Origin of the sequence: Acinetobacter sp. HA (assembly GCF_000264725.1) — a bacterium.
Classification (GTDB): Bacteria; Pseudomonadota; Gammaproteobacteria; order Pseudomonadales; family Moraxellaceae; genus Acinetobacter; species Acinetobacter schindleri.
The window spans coordinates 24,692-41,327 of the sequence record NZ_AJXD01000049.1 but is presented as its reverse complement, the minus strand read 5'-3'; the positions used below and the strand labels follow the sequence as shown (position 1 = coordinate 41,327).

Annotated in this window: 13 protein-coding genes and 1 riboswitch; of the genes, 12 read left to right on the top strand and 1 reads right to left on the bottom strand. The window is 45.3% G+C overall.

The annotated features are described in order from the left end of the window. Window positions 1-18: 18 nt before the first annotated feature. Both ftsZ and lpxC read left to right on the top strand, forming a co-directional pair. Window positions 19-1,206, top strand: coding sequence for a cell division protein FtsZ (gene ftsZ / locus HADU_RS09770; RefSeq protein WP_004813752.1), 1,188 nt, complete (start codon window positions 19-21; stop codon window positions 1,204-1,206). Between the two features lie 126 nt (window positions 1,207-1,332). Continuing rightward, window positions 1,333-2,235: a UDP-3-O-acyl-N-acetylglucosamine deacetylase gene (lpxC, locus tag HADU_RS09765; RefSeq protein ID WP_004813751.1), complete on the top strand. Its 903-nt coding sequence runs from the start codon at window positions 1,333-1,335 to the stop codon at window positions 2,233-2,235. Window positions 2,236-2,333: 98 nt separating this feature from the next. On the opposite strand, the gene HADU_RS09760 is transcribed toward lpxC, so the two are convergent. Then, entirely contained in the window at window positions 2,334-2,774 is a 441-nt protein-coding gene (locus HADU_RS09760; RefSeq protein ID WP_008305747.1) for a DciA family protein, read from the bottom strand. Window positions 2,775-2,882: 108 nt separating this feature from the next. On the opposite strand from HADU_RS09760, the gene HADU_RS09755 reads away from it, so the two are divergent. The 10 genes from HADU_RS09755 (at window position 2,883) to recJ (ending at window position 16,629) form a co-directional block, all read left to right on the top strand. Beyond that, window positions 2,883-3,581: a M23 family metallopeptidase gene (locus HADU_RS09755; RefSeq protein WP_004813747.1), complete on the top strand. Its 699-nt coding sequence runs from the start codon at window positions 2,883-2,885 to the stop codon at window positions 3,579-3,581. Between the two features lie 331 nt (window positions 3,582-3,912). Continuing rightward, window positions 3,913-6,615, top strand: a complete 2,703-nt coding sequence (gene aceE, locus HADU_RS09750; RefSeq protein WP_004890761.1) for a pyruvate dehydrogenase (acetyl-transferring), homodimeric type — start codon at window positions 3,913-3,915, stop codon at window positions 6,613-6,615. Window positions 6,616-6,617: 2 nt separating this feature from the next. Then, the gene (locus tag HADU_RS09745) at window positions 6,618-8,648 is read left to right on the top strand and encodes a 2-oxo acid dehydrogenase subunit E2 (RefSeq protein WP_008305745.1); all 2,031 of its coding nucleotides are present in this window, start codon (window positions 6,618-6,620) and stop codon (window positions 8,646-8,648) included. An 88-nt stretch (window positions 8,649-8,736) separates the two neighbouring features. Next, a riboswitch (yybP-ykoY riboswitch) is annotated at window positions 8,737-8,879 on the top strand. Window positions 8,880-8,951: 72 nt separating this feature from the next. Next, complete coding sequence (locus tag HADU_RS09735; protein ID WP_008305743.1) at window positions 8,952-9,527, top strand: TMEM165/GDT1 family protein; 576 nt, start codon at window positions 8,952-8,954, stop codon at window positions 9,525-9,527. Between the two features lie 183 nt (window positions 9,528-9,710). Further along, window positions 9,711-10,508 (top strand): MBL fold metallo-hydrolase, encoded by a 798-nt coding sequence (locus HADU_RS09730; RefSeq protein ID WP_004813740.1) that lies wholly within the window; start codon window positions 9,711-9,713, stop codon window positions 10,506-10,508. 94 nt (window positions 10,509-10,602) lie between these two features. Further along, window positions 10,603-10,968 carry a YkgJ family cysteine cluster protein gene (locus HADU_RS09725; protein ID WP_008305741.1) on the top strand — a complete coding sequence of 122 codons (366 nt, stop codon included), beginning with the start codon at window positions 10,603-10,605 and terminating at the stop codon, window positions 10,966-10,968. A gap of 350 nt (window positions 10,969-11,318) precedes the next feature. Next, complete coding sequence (gene guaB / locus HADU_RS09720) at window positions 11,319-12,785, top strand: IMP dehydrogenase (RefSeq protein WP_004813737.1); 1,467 nt, start codon at window positions 11,319-11,321, stop codon at window positions 12,783-12,785. 123 nt (window positions 12,786-12,908) lie between these two features. Then, window positions 12,909-14,240, top strand: coding sequence for a phosphoglucosamine mutase (gene glmM, locus HADU_RS09715; RefSeq protein ID WP_005220577.1), 1,332 nt, complete (start codon window positions 12,909-12,911; stop codon window positions 14,238-14,240). Window positions 14,241-14,268: 28 nt separating this feature from the next. Beyond that, a complete protein-coding gene (pdxH, locus tag HADU_RS09710; RefSeq protein ID WP_005220579.1) occupies window positions 14,269-14,925 on the top strand; it encodes a pyridoxamine 5'-phosphate oxidase in 657 nt (218 codons plus the stop codon). Beyond that, window positions 14,926-16,629 carry a single-stranded-DNA-specific exonuclease RecJ gene (gene recJ, locus HADU_RS09705; RefSeq protein ID WP_008305735.1) on the top strand — a complete coding sequence of 568 codons (1,704 nt, stop codon included), beginning with the start codon at window positions 14,926-14,928 and terminating at the stop codon, window positions 16,627-16,629. It abuts the gene before it with no gap. Window positions 16,630-16,636 lie beyond the last annotated feature (7 nt).

Genomic DNA, 16,636 nt, shown 5'->3' with positions numbered 1-16,636 from the left:
TTAGGAATTTTATAGGTCATGGCCTCATTTGAATTTTTTGAAGACGATCAAGACGATAGCATTGGTCAAGCCCGTTTCACTGTGTTTGGTGTAGGGGGTGCGGGTGGTAATGCTGTACAGCATATGCTGCAATCAGACATCCAGGGTGTAAAATTTGTCTGTGCCAATACTGACAAACAGGCACTGGATCGCATGGAAGCTGAATTTAAAATTCAGCTGGGCGAACAAAGTACCCGTGGTCTAGGTGCAGGTGCAAACCCACAAGTCGGTCAAGCGGCAGCAGAAGAAAGCCGTGAACTGATCCGCCAGCATCTTGAAGGCACAGATATGGTATTCGTGACTGCTGGTATGGGCGGCGGTACAGGTACCGGTGCGGCACCAGTGGTTGCAGAAATTGCTAAAGAAATGGGTATCCTGACAGTTGGTGTCGTTACTACGCCATTCAACTTTGAAGGTAAACGCCGTTTACAGTCCGCTGAGAAAGGTATTCAAGCCCTGGAACAGCACGTGGATTCCCTGATCATCATTCCAAACCAGCGCCTGCTAAAAGTATTCCGTGACATCTCGATGAAAGATGCTTACAAGAAGGCAGATGACGTTCTGTTAAATGCAGTACGCAGTATCTTTGATCTTGTGGTACGTCCAGGTCATATCAACCTTGACTTCGCCGATCTGAAAACAGCGATGAGCACACGTGGTTATGCCATGATGGGTGTTGGTCTTGGTCGTGGTGAAAACCGTGCACGTCAGGCAGCTGAACAGGCAATTCGTAGCCCATTACTGGATAACGTTACTATCATGAATGCCAAAGGCATCCTGATTAACGTGACTGGTGGTGATGATGTAACCTTCGGTGAAATTGAAGAAATTACCGATGTTGTGAACCAGATCGTGGATCTGGACGAAGGTCAAGTCTTCTATGGTACCGTATTCGATCCAGATGCGCGTGATGAAATTAGCGTAACTGTAATCGCAACAGGTCTAACCCGTAACTCGGCAGATGCTGCTGAGCCTGCGAAACGTACCAATGTACAGCAGTCACGTCCTGCAACAGCCCCGGCTGCAGTAGATGAAGATGATGTGCCAGCGATTCAGCGTCAACAAACTGGTGCAGGTGCGGCAGCGACGCCGGCAGCCTCTGTTTCAAGCCCACGTCCAACGCCAATGAGTATTCAGGATTATCTTAAAAATCAACAACGTAAGTAATATGTAACAATATGTGTTTACGATGATTCAACAGAAAAGGTGGCTTTAGGGCCACCTTTTTGTTTTTTATCAATGGCTAAATATGCTAACGTATAGCGGTTTTGTTGATGAACAGATGATAAAAGCATGTTGAAACAGCGTACCCTGAAACGTGTCGTGAAAGCGAGCGGCATCGGTCTTCATAGTGGGCAGAAAGTCATGATTAACTTCGTGCCACACCATGCCGATGGGGGAATTGTATTTCGACGCATCGATCTGAATCCACCAGTTGACATTCCTGCCAATGCCATGCTGATCCAGGAAGCTTTCATGTGCTCGAATCTGGTTCAGGAAAATGCCAAAGTGGGTACCATTGAGCATGTCATGAGTGCTATTGCCGGTCTGGGCATCGATAACCTGATTATTGAAGTATCAGCTTCTGAAGTGCCCATCATGGACGGCAGTGCCGGTCCATTTATCTATCTGCTGATGCAGGGTGGACTTCAGGAACTGCAGGCACCAAAGAAATTTATTAAAATCATCAAACCTGTAGAAGCGCTTATTGATGATAAGCGTGCGGCTTTTAGCCCACATGAAGGCTTTCAGCTTAACTTCACCATCGACTTTGATCATCCTGCTTTCAAGAAAGAATATCAGTCTGCCACCATCGACTTCTCTACTGAAACCTTTGTATATGAAGTCAGTGAAGCACGTACCTTTGGTTTTATGAAAGATTTGGACTATCTCAAAGCCAATAATCTGGCACTTGGTGCAAGTCTGGAAAACGCGATTGGCGTGGATGAAACTGGGGTAGTCAATGAAGAAGGGCTACGTTTTTCAGATGAATTTGTGCGTCACAAGATTTTGGACGCTGTCGGTGACTTATATCTGATGGGTCACCAGATTATCGCTAAATTCGACGGTTACAAGTCAGGCCATGCCTTAAATAACCAGCTTTTGCGTAATGTCAGCAGTGATCCGGATAGCTATGAAATTGTAACATTTGATGACATTGAAACTTGTCCAATTCCTTATGTGAATGTGACATAAGTCATTGTCTTTTAGTGTGTATGTTATATTATAACAATGTAGAATGAGAACTGGTTCTCGCAATTTACATTGTAAATCAACATGATTTGATTTGTATATTATTTTTTATTGCTTGCCAAACGTAGTAAAGCTTGGCTAAGCTTAGGGTCGCTTATAAAGTCAGCAGCACTACGGAGCATATCCTGTGTTTCTGGGCTTAAGGTTCTTTCGGATTTTTCTGTAATCAAAGGTGTTTTGGATGGATTTCGTAAACACACTTGCAGTTTGGTTAAGTCCTTTAATTCGCTAATTTGAGAGAGTTGTGAAACGTATTGCTTCTGTAAGTAGGCCAATTGGGAAATCATGGCCTGGTTTTCACCAGTAAGCGTTAACACACCATTTTGATAGCAGGCAACCTGCCACTGTTCCGGTTGGGGCAACAAAGGTTGAATGAGTTTTGTAAGTTTCTGCCATGCAGCAACTTGTGACGAGAGAAACGAGAAGTTTCCTGTTTTTATGTGTTTTCTTGTTTGTTGAAAAACGTTGACAGGTTCAGACATACATCATTCCTACATGATTATGCCTTAATCTTATGCGCTCTTTTCGGTAGATATCAAGGAAGAGATCACCCAAGGAACTCGATTAAAACAGTTTTAGAGAGGTTTTTTATGCATTTGCGACGTATTTTGTTGGCATTTTCCCTGGCGAGTTCAGCTGCTTCTGTAGCATTCGCAGATTTAGTGGATCTAAATCAGGAAAGTGGATCCGTCGATCGTCTTGAGCAGCTTACACGGACTTTAGCACAGGGCGCTTATACACAATCAGATGATGTTTATATCCCTGCTGAAACCAAATTAAGCGTTCAGCTCCGTGAGAAGCCAGTTGAGCTCAACAATGCAACGATTGAGAAAAAATACGGCGCTTCTAAGTCTACATCTAAATCTTCTTCAAGTTTTTCATCTTCTCCATATTCCTGGTTAGTTGCACATCCTCTGCCAAACCTGAAACGTGTCAGCTCTGACTTTGGTGGGCGTACCATGAATGGTCGCGCTGAAAACCATTCTGGTCTGGATATGTCTGCACCAAGCGGTACACCGATCTATGCGACGGGGCCTGGTATTGTGACCAAGTCAGGTTGGGGTACAGGTTATGGCCAATACGTGGAAATTAACCACGGTAATGGTTACCTGACTCGTTATGCACATGCTTCACGTCTGATTGCACGTGTGGGTGATCGCGTAGAAGCAGGTGAGCACATTGCCAACGTAGGATGTACAGGTCGCTGTACAGGCCCGCATTTACACTATGAAGTAGTAAAAGACGGTCAGCGTAAGAATCCTTCAACTTATCTTGCCATGCTGCCATAAGGCCTGTCAGATCATTTAAGCTACCCTGTACATAATACCTACAGAAAAAGCACATCCATATTTAAAAGTAATAAATCTCTGGTCTCTTTCTAAAATGAGAGAAACTGGAGATTTATTGCTTTCAGGTCTTAATTTATCACTAAAAAATATGAGCAATGTATAATTTTGATTCTTTAATGACTCAGATTTGTATCTTTGTGTAATAAATGATCAATAGGTATTTAGCTGCTAAATACCCCAGCATTCGCGCATTCAGCGTGGGCGATACCTGTCACTGCCCTAAATATGATACATATAAACGATTAATGTAGATCTTTAGGAACAGTAGATTATGGCGTTTTATGGCGATACAGACGCGCAAGAAACTCAAGAATGGCAAGACGCTTTTGACTCTGTTTTGCAACACATGGGCACTGAGCGTGCAGCTTTCTTATTAGAGAAACTTTATCAGCGCGCGATTGCTAAGCATGTTCCCATTCAGCGTTTAAATACTCCTTACTTAAACACGATTTCTGTTGAAGAACAACCACCTATGCCGGGTGACCAGGACATGGAGCGCCGTATTCGTGCGCTGATCCGCTGGAATGCACTGGCGATGGTTCTTCGCGCAAATAAAACTGGCGATGATCTAGGTGGCCACTTGGCCAGTTTTGCATCATCCGCAACGTTATATGATGTAGGCTTTAACCACTTCTTCCGTGCCAATAGCGACAGCTTCGGCGGTGACATGATCTATTATCAAGGTCACTGTGCTCCGGGTATCTATGCACGTTCATTTCTGGAAGGCCGTTTAACGGAAGACCATTTAAATAACTTCCGTCGTGAAGTAGATGGCGTTGGCTTACCTTCTTATCCACATCCATATTTGATGCCGGATTACTGGCAGTTCCCGACTGTATCGATGGGTCTGGGTCCAATTATGTCGATCTACCAGGCACACATTCAAAAGTATTTGATGAACCGTGGCTTGATCAAGGAAGAAGATCGTAAAGTCTGGGCTTACCTGGGCGATGGTGAGATGGATGAACCAGAAAGTACCGGTGCAATCTCTCTGGCTGGCCGTGAAAAGTTAGATAACTTGATTTGGGTGGTCAACTGTAACCTGCAGCGTCTTGATGGCCCGGTACGTGGTAACGGCAAGATCATCCAGGAACTTGAGTCGCTATTCCGTGGTGCAGGCTGGCGCGTCATTAAAGTCGTTTGGGGCCGTCATTGGGATCCATTGCTTGCCAAAGATGAAACTGGCGCTCTAAAAGCGATTATGGAAGAAGCGGTAGACGGCGATTACCAACGTTATCAAGTAAAAGGTGGTGCTTATACACGTGCGCACTTCTTTGGTAAATACCCAGAAGCTGAAGAGCTGGTTAAAGGTTTAAGTGATGAAGACATCGACAACTTGAACCGCGGTGGTCACGATCCATTCAAAGTATATGCAGCCTATGCAGAAGCAATGAAATCCACAGGTCAGCCAACTGTTATCTTGGCGAAAACAGTGAAAGGCTATGGCCTGTCTGAAGAAATTGAAGCGGTGAATAAGACTCACCAAATCAAGAAAATGCAGCTTGAGTCGTTGAAATATGTACGTAACCGTTTCAACTTGCCATTTACTGATGAGCAGTTAGAAGAAGTTCCATTCTACCGTCCAAGCGAAAACTCGCCTGAGTTGAAATATATGAAGGCACGTCGTGAGGCGCTCGGTGGTTACCTGCCTGCACGTCGTAAGGAAAGCGAACAGCTTGCGATTCCAGAACTGTCGGTATTTGACGCAGTACTTGCAGGTTCTAACGGTAAGCAACAATCAACCACCATGGTGATGGTTCGTTTAATTTCTTCATTATTGAAAGAAAAAGCCATCAAAGACCGCGTGGTTCCAATCGTTCCAGATGAAGCACGTACATTTGGTCTGGAAGGTATGTTCCGTCAGCTGGGCATTTATGCTGCACATGGTCAAAAATACACGCCTGAAGACCAGGAACAATTGATGCATTACCGTGAAGCAAAAGACGGTCACATGCTTCAAGAAGGGATTAATGAAGCGGGTGCGATGAGTGCCTGGGCTGCGTTGGCAACCAGTTATTCAACCAATAACCTGCCAATGATTCCAATGTACATGTACTACTCTATGTTTGGTTTCCAGCGTATTGGTGACATTGCATGGGCAGCAGGTGATGCGCAAGCACAAGGCTTCTTGCTCGGTGCCACAGCAGGTCGTACTACATTGAATGGTGAAGGCTTACAGCACCAGGATGGCCACTCGCATATTCTTGCGAATACGATTCCAAACTGTATTTCTTATGATCCTTGCTTTGGTTATGAGCTTGCCGTGATTGTTCACGATGGCTTGAAGCGTATGTACGTGAATCAAGAGCGTGTGTTCTACTACTTAACCGTAATGAACGAAAACTACGAGCATCCTGCAATGCCACAAGGTGTTGAAGAAGGCATCAAACGTGGTATGTATCTGCTGGAAGAAGACGAGAAAGCGACTGTCCAGTTGCTTGGTTCAGGTGTGATTCTGCGTGAAGTGATCAAAGCTGCGAAGATCCTGCGTGAAGAATATCAAATCCATTCAAACGTATACAGCGTAACCAGTTTCAACGAGCTGGCACGTGATGGTATGGCGTGTGAAGAGTACAACCGTTTACATCCATTAGCTGAAGAAGTGAAAGAGTCTTGGGTTGCTCAGCAACTACGTGGCACAAACGGTATCGTTGTTTCTGCAACAGACCATATGCGTGCGTATAGTGAGCAAATCCGTGCCTACCTTCCAGACAACCGCCCATTCGTTGCATTGGGTACTGATGGTTATGGCCGTTCCGATACACGTGCCAAACTTCGTAGCTACTTCGGTGTAGATGCTGCTCATATTGTGGTTGCTACATTGAAGAAACTGGCTGACGAAGGTGAAGTAGATGCTCGTCTAGTGAAAGATGCGATTTCTAGCTTCGAGCTGGATACTGATCGTCCAGTTGCATGGGCGCCACAAGCAACGCCTGAACTACACGCTGTTGCTGACTACAAGGAGGAGAACTAATCATGCAAATTACGACTCCTGATATTGGTGTAGATAAGGCAACAGTTGCTGAAATTCTGGTGAAAGTGGGTGATACCATTACCATCGATGAAAGTATTGTGCTGCTGGAATCTGACAAAGCCTCTGTTGAAGTGCCTAGCACTTCAGCAGGCGTGGTAAAAAGCATTCTGGTTAACCAGGGTGATGAAGTATCTGAAGGTGCAGTACTCATTGAATTAGAGGCTGAAGACGATGCCAATGCTGTAGAAACCCAGCAAGCTGATGTGTCTGATAAAACTTCGGAAAATACCGCGACTTCATTACCTGATGATGAAATCCTTCAGGAAGTGGCTTCACATCAGCCGGGCACTGCGGCTAAACAAAGCCAGGCACCTGCTGCTAATAGCGCTGCATCTGCGACTGTTGAAGTGAAAGTGCCAGATATCGGTGTAGAAAAAGCACTGGTGGGTGAAATTCTGGTACAGGTCGGTGATGAAATCACGGTTGATCAAAGCATCGTGGTCGTAGAGTCTGATAAAGCGACTGTTGAAGTTCCAAGCACCGTCGATGGTACAGTAGACGCTATACAAATTAAGGAAGGTGACACCGTTAAAGAAGGTGTGGTTATCCTAACAGTGAAAACTGCGGCTTCAGTATCGGTTAAGCAAGCAGCTCCTGAGTCGGCTGAACAGGTTTCTGCACCAGCAGCACCTGAAGCCAAAGCTGAAACAGTTACACAAGCACCCGCAGCGCCTGCGGGTGATGTGGAAGTGAAAGTACCTGACTTGGGTGTCGACAAAGCTGCTGTAGCAGAAATTCTGGTACAGGTCGGTGACAAGGTTGAGAAAGACCAAAGCATCATCGTGGTGGAATCGGATAAGGCGACTGTCGAAGTGCCAAGCACGACTGCAGGTGTGATCAAGTCAATTCATGTTGAGCTCGGCCAGAACGTTTCTGAAGGCATTGCACTGATTACGATTGAAGCTGCAGGGCAGGCAGCACCTGCGACAGCCCCGGCTCCAAAAGCAGAAGTGCCAGCAGTTAAAGCTGCACCTGCACCAGCTGCAGCGTCAAAAGCTGAGACTGCTGCTGCACCTGAAACACAAAATGCCGACAAGCTCACCAAAGAGCAGAACGCTGCCAATGCCAAAGTCTACGCCGGTCCCGCAGTTCGTAAACTTGCACGTGAGCTGGGTGTGGTACTTGCTGAAGTCAAAGCATCTGGTCCGCATGCACGCCTGATGAAAGAAGATCTGTTTGCATATGTGAAAACACGTCTGACTGCACCGGCACCTGCTGCAGTTGCGCCAGCCGCGGCTGCACCCGCAGGCTTACCAAAACTACCAAGCTTCGATGCATTTGGTGGCGTGGAAGAGAAAGCCTTGACGCGTTTGCAGCAGGTTTCTATTCCGCAGTTGTCTCTCAATAATTACATCCCGCAAGTGACACAGTTCGACTTGGCCGATATTACTGAACTTGAAGCATGGCGTAATGAACTTAAAGGCAACTTTAAGAAAGAAGGCCTAAGCCTGACTATTATGTCATTCATCATCAAGGCAGTAGCACACCTGCTAAAAGAAGAGCGTGAATTTGCAGGTCATTTGGCAGATGACGGTAAGTCAGTCCTGTTGCGTAACGAAATCCATATGGGGATTGCAGTCGCAACACCAGATGGTTTGACGGTTCCTGTACTGCGTAATCCAGATCAAAAATCCATTAAGCAAATTTCGAAAGAATTGGGTGAACTGGGTCAAAAAGCACGTGATAAGAAACTTTCACCGAAAGATCTGCAAGGTGCGAATTTCACGATTTCAAGTCTTGGAGCAATTGGTGGTACAGCGTTTACCCCACTTGTGAACTGGCCACAAGTTGCAATCCTGGGTATTTCACCTGCGACCATGCAACCGGTTTGGAATGGTGAGGGCTTTGATCCACGCTTAATGCTTCCATTGTCATTGTCATACGATCATCGTGTGATTAATGGTGCAGATGCGGCACGCTTCACCAATAAATTAACCAAATTGTTAAAAGATATTCGTAGCCTATTGATCTAATTCATTAATGCTTTAATAGAAAGACCCTGCTCCGGCAGGGTTTTTTTATATTACGATTTGTAAATATGGATGCTCTTGATTATAATGAGCTTACTTCATTGGGGAGTAGCCGCCTTTTGCGCAAAGCGAAAGGGTGATGGTCAACATATTTGTCCTGAACCGGACATGGTCATCATAGCAAAGAACCAAATGAGCTTCTCGAAGCTTTCTTTTGTTGGCAAGACCTTTGATTTACCATTCTGCAGATTTTGGCTGGCGGGAAGGGTAAGTCATCGGTAGCACATGCCAGCCAGAGAAAGACACATGTACGAATTCCTTCTTTCAACTGCCATTGTAGCGCTGGCCGAAATGGGCGATAAGACCCAATTGCTTGCCTTGCTGCTTGCCGCGCGATTCAGAAAGCCTGTTCCTATTCTTGTTGCGATCTTGCTAGCGACCTTGATCAACCACGGTTTGTCTGCGGTATTAGGTCAGTGGATTACCACGGTAATGAGTCCAGATGTGTTGTTATGGGTTGTTTCAATTGGTTTTATTGCAATGGCGATCTGGATGCTGATTCCGGATGAACTTGGTGATGAATCTTCTAGCATCAATAAATGGCAAAAATTGGGGGTATTTGGTGCGACCTTTATCCTATTCTTCCTGGCAGAAATTGGTGACAAAACCCAAGTTGCAACTGTAGCCTTGGCAGCACGTTTTGACAGTGTGCTTTGGGTGATGCTGGGAACCACAATAGGTATGATGATTGCCAATGCACCGGCAGTTTTTATTGGGGATAAGCTGGCAAACCGCCTGCCAATCGCCTTGATTCATAAAATTGGTGCGTTGATCTTCTTGTTGATTGGTATTGGTACCTTGCTCAAACATTATTATTTCTAATTCATAAGAATAATATATTAAATCCTGAGCTAAAAACTCGGGATTTTTTATTGTGAAATAGCTCTCAAAATGCTGATAAATAAGGCTATATATACATTTTTATTTATTGTAAGTTTCTCCGAATACTTATATGTTAACAACAACACAAAAATCATTTTTAAATGTATAAAATTGGGGAAAGTTATGGCTTTTGAACGTACCACATCACAGGTTTTATTTGATGATGGCATCCACAAGTGCATTAGTTTTACCAGCCTGGTAAAAGGTGAAGGCGTTCAGGCCAACCAGTTTTTAATTATTGATAATAACCGTGCGGCAGTACTGGATCCGGGTGGTGACCTGACTTATGTGCCACTCACCATGGAACTGAACAAATATACCCGTTTGGCCAATCTGGACTATGTCATGGCCTCGCATCAAGATCCGGACATTATCACTTCGATGCCGCGCTGGTTAGTCTATACCGATGCCAAAGTGGTTGCATCCAAGCTTTGGGCACGTTTCTTGCCGCACCTGAACTCGGCCTTTATGAGTGACCGCATGAAAGGTAACTGGTTAGATCGTCTGGTGGAGCTGCCGGATCATGGCCAGATTATCAAACTGGGCAATTCCAATATTGTGGCAATTCCTGCTCATTTTCTGCATTCAGTCGGTAATTTCCAATTCTATGACCCGATTGCAAAAATTCTGTTTTCAGGCGATATGGGCGCGTCTATGGTCGAAGACGCTTCGCGTCCACTAGAAAACTTTGCGGCGCATATCCCGAAAATGAAAGGCTTTCACCAGCGCTATATGTGTAATAACAAGGTGATCCGTCTCTGGGTACAAATGGTACGTACCATGGATGTAGAAATGATCGTGCCACAGCACGGTACACCGTTTGTGGGCAAAGAGCAGATCAATCAGTTCCTGGACTGGATTGAAACCCTGGAATGTGGCACTGACTTAATGGATGAAACGGTATTTACCTGTCCGGAATAACAGGAAAAATTAAAAAAATACTTGAGTGAAAAAACAACATTTTTTATATTTTTGAATTCCAAAAAATCTTTTTGATGACGAGAATTTATAAAAAATGTTGTCTCAAGTTCCAACACAGGATGCATGTTTAAGTTGTGGCGCATGTTGCGCCCATTTCAGGGTGTCGTTTTATTGGGCAGAGGGTATTCCGATGCCGGAGCACTATACGGAACCTGTTACATCGGTGTATTCGTGTATGGCAGGGACCAATCAGAAAAATCCGCGCTGTATTGCATTACAAGGTACGATTGGTGAGCAGGTCAGTTGTGGTATGTATGAGCTACGCAGTACTTCATGTAAGGAAGTACAGGTTGCAGATGCGCAGTGTAATAAAGCCCGCATTGCCCATAATATGATTCCATTCATCCAGATCGATCGGGATGAAGCCGAGAATGACGATAACTTTGAACGCGTCAGTTAAATCTTGAATTTAAGATTTTAAAAAACAGAGCTTCGGCTCTGTTTTTTATTGGAGATAAATATTGGCATGCTTGAGCTTCAAATTTACAGGCAAAGTATTATCGCTGAATGATTGGTTTTTTATTTCACTATCTGTGGAAAATAACAAGTGCATAAATGATTTTGTAAGCTTAATTATTCTTCTTGCCAAGCTGGAATATTTAAACTGTTGATTGAATAGTCGAATTTATAAATTTAGCCAGTTAAATTAAATCTAAGTCCAGATTTCGACAAAATAAATTTTGCAATTGCAATGAAATTTAGAGCTAAATTTGTTTATAATGGCGCACGGAAATTACCAGTGAGACTGTTATGTTGACCATCGTTCAAGACGCGTTAACCTTCGATGATGTCCTATTACTCCCTGCCTACTCTACTGTTCTCCCAAAAGATGTCTCTCTAAAGACACGCCTGACTCGTGGCATTAACCTGAATATTCCTCTTGTGTCTGCAGCTATGGATACGGTGACTGAATCCCGTATGGCGATTGCAATGGCGCAAAATGGTGGTATCGGTATTCTGCACAAGAACATGGATATTGCTGCACAGGCTGCTGAAGTACGTCGTGTGAAGAAATTCGAAGCGGGTATGGTGAAAGATCCAATCATTGTTACCCCAGAAACTACCGTTCGTGAGTTGATTGCCTTGACTCAGGCAAACAATATTAGCGGTGTACCTGTTGTTAAAGATGGCAAAGTGGTTGGTATCGTGACAGGTCGTGATACACGCTTTGAAACCAATCTTGAACAGCCAGTCAGTAACATCATGACAGGTCAGGATCGTCTGGTCACAGTTCGTGAAGGTGAGTCGAAAGAAAACATCCAGGCCTTACTGCAAAAACACCGTATCGAAAAAGTTCTGGTGGTAAATGAACAGCAAGAACTGAAAGGTTTGATCACGGTTACAGATTTCCGCAAAGCTGAAAGCTATCCAAACAGCTGTAAAGATGACTTAGGTCGCCTACGCGTGGGTGCTGCAGTTGGTACGGGTGCAGAAACACCAAGCCGTGTTGAAGCATTGGTTGAAGCTGGTGTAGACGTGATTGTCGTCGATACTGCACATGGTCACTCTGCTGGTGTGATTGAACGTGTACGTTGGGTAAAACAGAACTTCCCACAAGTTCAGGTGATTGGCGGTAACATTGCAACGGGTGATGCTGCACTTGCACTTCTGGATGCTGGTGCAGATGCTGTTAAAGTGGGTATCGGTCCTGGTTCAATCTGTACGACGCGTATTGTTGCCGGTATTGGTATGCCGCAAATCTCTGCAATCGATTCAGTTGCGAATGCATTGAAAGAACAGATTCCATTGATTGCTGATGGTGGTATCCGTTTCTCTGGCGATATGGCAAAAGCGATTGGCGCTGGTGCAAGCACCATCATGGTGGGTTCACTGTTGGCTGGTACCGAAGAAGCACCAGGTGAAGTTGAGTTCTTCCAGGGCCGCTACTATAAAGCTTACCGTGGTATGGGCTCATTAGGTGCGATGGCTGGAGCAACAGGTTCTGCAGATCGTTATTTCCAGGATTCTAAAGCGGGTGCCGAGAAACTGGTTCCAGAAGGCATTGAAGGGCGTGTACCTTATAAAGGCCCAATGGGTAACATCGTGCATCAGATGATGGGTGGTCTGCGTTCATCTATGGGTTATACCGGTTCTGCAGTGATTGAAGATCTTCGCCAAAATGCGAAGTTTGTGAAAATCACTTCTGCAGGTATGTCTGAATCTCACGTACATGACGTGACGATTACCAAGGAAGCGCCGAATTATCGCGTTGGCTAATTTCCTTTCTGCACTCGTTCGAAAAAAGCCGTCATACAAATGACGGCTTTTTTGTTTTGGTGTAAAGTGTCACACATTGTAAAAATGGATGATGGAAATCACCCAATAAGAAGTGAGACAACGATGAGTTATTTTGGCACCGATGGTATCCGTGGCAAGTTTGGCGAATTGCCAATTACGCCTGAGTTTGCGCTTAAATTAGGCTTTGCTGCAGGAAAGGTACTCAAGCGATATAGCAAGAAAAATAAACCGCTGGTGGTGATGGGGAAAGATACGCGTTTATCAGGCTATATTTTGGAATCTGCCTTGCAGGCGGGCCTGAACGCAGCAGGTGTTTATGTACATTTACTGGGTCCATTACCGACTCCTGCAATTGCCCATTTGACCCGTGCACTGCATGCCAGTCTGGGTATTGTTATTTCAGCTTCTCATAATCCGTATTTTGATAACGGGATTAAATTCTTCTCAGGTGAGGGCAAAAAACTGCCAGATACTTTGCAGGATGAAATTAATCAGGAACTCGAAAAAGAACTGGTGATTGAAGATACGGCGAATCTGGGTAAAAGTTTCCGTGTCAAAGATGCCAATGGCCGTTATATCGAATTCTGTAAATCGACATTCCCTTATCATTTAGATCTGAATGATTTAACGATTGTAGTGGATTGTGCCAATGGGGCAGCCTATAACGTGGGTCCTGCAGTGTTCCGTGAATTGGGCGCAAAAGTTATTGCAATGTTTGATGATCCTGATGGCCTTAATATCAATAAAGACTGTGGCTCAACTCATCCTGAGAATCTGCAAAAAGCAGTCATTGAATATCAGGCTGATCTTGGGATTGCCTTTGATGGAGATGCTGACCGTGTCATTATGGTCGACAAAAACGGTGAGCAGATTACTGGTGACCATATTCTGTATATCCTTGCGACTCAGGCCAAAAATAAGCCAGCAGGAATTGTGGGCACACTCATGAGTAATATGGCGCTGGAATTGGCTCTAGAAAAAGCCCAAGTCCCATTCTTGCGTGCCAAGGTGGGTGACCGTTATGTATTACAAGGTCTGGAGCAAAAGGGCTGGGTCACTGGCGGTGAGCCATCCGGTCATATCCTGACACTAGACAAGAGCACCACGGGTGATGCCATTATTGCTGCGCTACAAGTATTGACAGTGATGGTTGAGCAGAAGAAAGCTCTGCATGAACTGGTAGCGGATTTCCGCTTGTTACCGAACGTATTGGTCAATGTGCGTCTGGACGCCATGTTTGATCCGTACGCCGTCCCTGCGCTTGCTGCTGAATTTGAAAAAGCAGAACAACAGCTGAAAGGCCATGGCCGCTTGCTGATTCGTAAGTCAGGTACTGAGCCGGTTATTCGTGTTATGGTGGAAGGCGAAGACCTGGATGAAGTCACTACACTGGCCCATTCATTGGCAGATGCTGTACGTGCCAATGCTGCCTAAACTTGCTGACTGATTATAGAGAGATGGAATGACTGATTTAATTAAAGATCTGAGTGAACTACGTCTGAATTATCAGAAAGGCGAGCTGCTTGAGGATCAGGTTAAACTGGATCCACATGAACAGTTTTTGTTCTGGTTTAACCATGCCCTGGCAGCGCAACTGCATGAGCCTTATGCCATGTCACTGGCTACGGCAAATGCGCAAGGTCGTCCGCATGTACGCACAGTCTTACTGCGTGGGGCGACTCCAGATGGTTATGCTTTCTATACCAATTATGATAGCCAGAAAGGGATGGACCTTGAGGTAAATCCTTATGCTGAGCTGCTATTTTACTGGCAGGAGCAGGAACGACAAATCCGTGTTTCTGGGCGTGTAGTTAAAATCTCCAAAGAAGAATCCACAGATTATTATCATAAGCGTCCACGTGACAGTCAGATTGCTGCGCATGTCAGTACGCCCCAGAGTGGCGTGATTGCCAGTCGTGATGAGCTGCAGCAGCGTTTCTGGGACTACCATGATACGATGGCGAACCAGGAACAGCTTGATAAGCCAGAATTCTGGGGTGGTTACCGTTTAGTACCTGATTATTATGAATTCTGGCAAGGACGTCCAAATCGTTTGCATGATCGTCTGAGTTATACCAAGAATGACGATGCCTGGACATTGCAGCGACTGATGCCATAAATGCCAAAACTTGAAATCAAGCAGCGCCCTTTACTGACCCGTCCTGAATCTTTTCAGGACGTACCGTCTTTTATTGCAGAGATTCTGGCACGCCGTGGAGTGGAATCGCAGCAGGAGCTTGAGCTGAAACTCAAGTATCTGTTGGCACCGAGCATGAAAGGCTTGCCGGAAGCCATTCAGCTGATCGATGCAGCGATTGATGCAGGTCAGAAAATCGTGATTGTCGGTGATTATGATGCCGATGGTGCCACCAGTACGGCATTAATGCTGCTGGCACTGCGTGATATGGGAGCGGATGTTAATTATCTGGTCCCAGACCGTTTTAAATATGGCTATGGCTTAACGCCGGCAATTGCTGATCTGGCATTTGCCAGTTTTACCCCTGATCTACTCATTACTGTGGATAATGGTATTTCCAGTCATGACGGGGTAAAACAGGCACAAGATCATGGTATGCAGGTGATTATCACTGATCACCATCTTACCACCAAACCGACACCTGCTGCTGAAGCGGTGGTCAATCCAAATCAGCTCGGTTGTGAATTTCCAAGCAAGGCACTGGCTGGGGTAGGCGTGGCTTTCTATGTATTAGCCAATCTGTCTACCCATCGTAAGAAGCTTGGTAAGTCTTCTACAGTAATCACCAATTATCTGGATCTGGTGGCACTGGGAACCTATGCAGATGTAGCTAGCCTGGACTATAACAACCGTATTTTGGTTGATGCTGGGCTGAAGCGGATTCAGCAGCACTTATGCCGTCCAGGGATTAGTGCACTGCTGGAAATCGCAGGGCGGGATGCAGCAACGTTAAAAGCCCAAGATCTCGGTTTTGTACTCGGTCCGCGCATTAATGCGGCTGGACGTATGGAAACCATGGATATCGGGATTGAATGTCTACTCGCTAAAGATCTGGCAACTGCTTATCCACTCGCAGAACAGCTGAATCAGCTCAATGTCGAGCGCCGTCAGGTCGAAGGCAAGATCAAGCAGGAGGCGCTGGCTGAACTGGAAAAAATCCAGCTGGATGAAATGGAGCTGCCGGCTGCCCTGATCATGTTTGAACAGCATTGGCATCAAGGCGTGATTGGAATTGTCGCTGGACGTTTAAAAGAACAGTTCCATCGTCCAAGTATTGTTTTTGCTGCAGATGAAGATGGCATTCATATCAAGGGTTCTGCCCGTTCAATTGAGGGGATTCATATCCGTGATGCGATTGAGCGGGTCGCTGAACAAAATCCACATATTGTCAGTCACTTTGGTGGGCATGCAGCTGCGGCAGGCCTGACCATTAAAAAAGCACATTTTGCTGAATTTAAGCAGACCTTTGAACAGTTAATAGGCAGTATGGATGAAAGTCTGTTTACTGCAACGTTATGGACTGATGGTGAGCTGCCAGCCTCTGCATTTCAGATTGATACAGTAGATCTTCTGCATAATCTGAGCCCATGGGGACAAAAGTTTCCACAACCTATATTTGAAGGCATATTTAAAGTATTGGATTATCGCTGGCTTAAAGAGGTACATCTGAAGCTGCGAGTGGCGCTGGAAAATGGACAGGTGGTGGATGCGATTGCCTTTAATGCAGCCAGTAAATATCAGTTTGATCCAATGCGGGACAGTGTACGTCTGGTCTATGAACTGGACAAAAATATCTTTAATGGCAATGTCAGTTTGCAGATGCGGATTGCACATCTGGAACAGTAAATAAAAA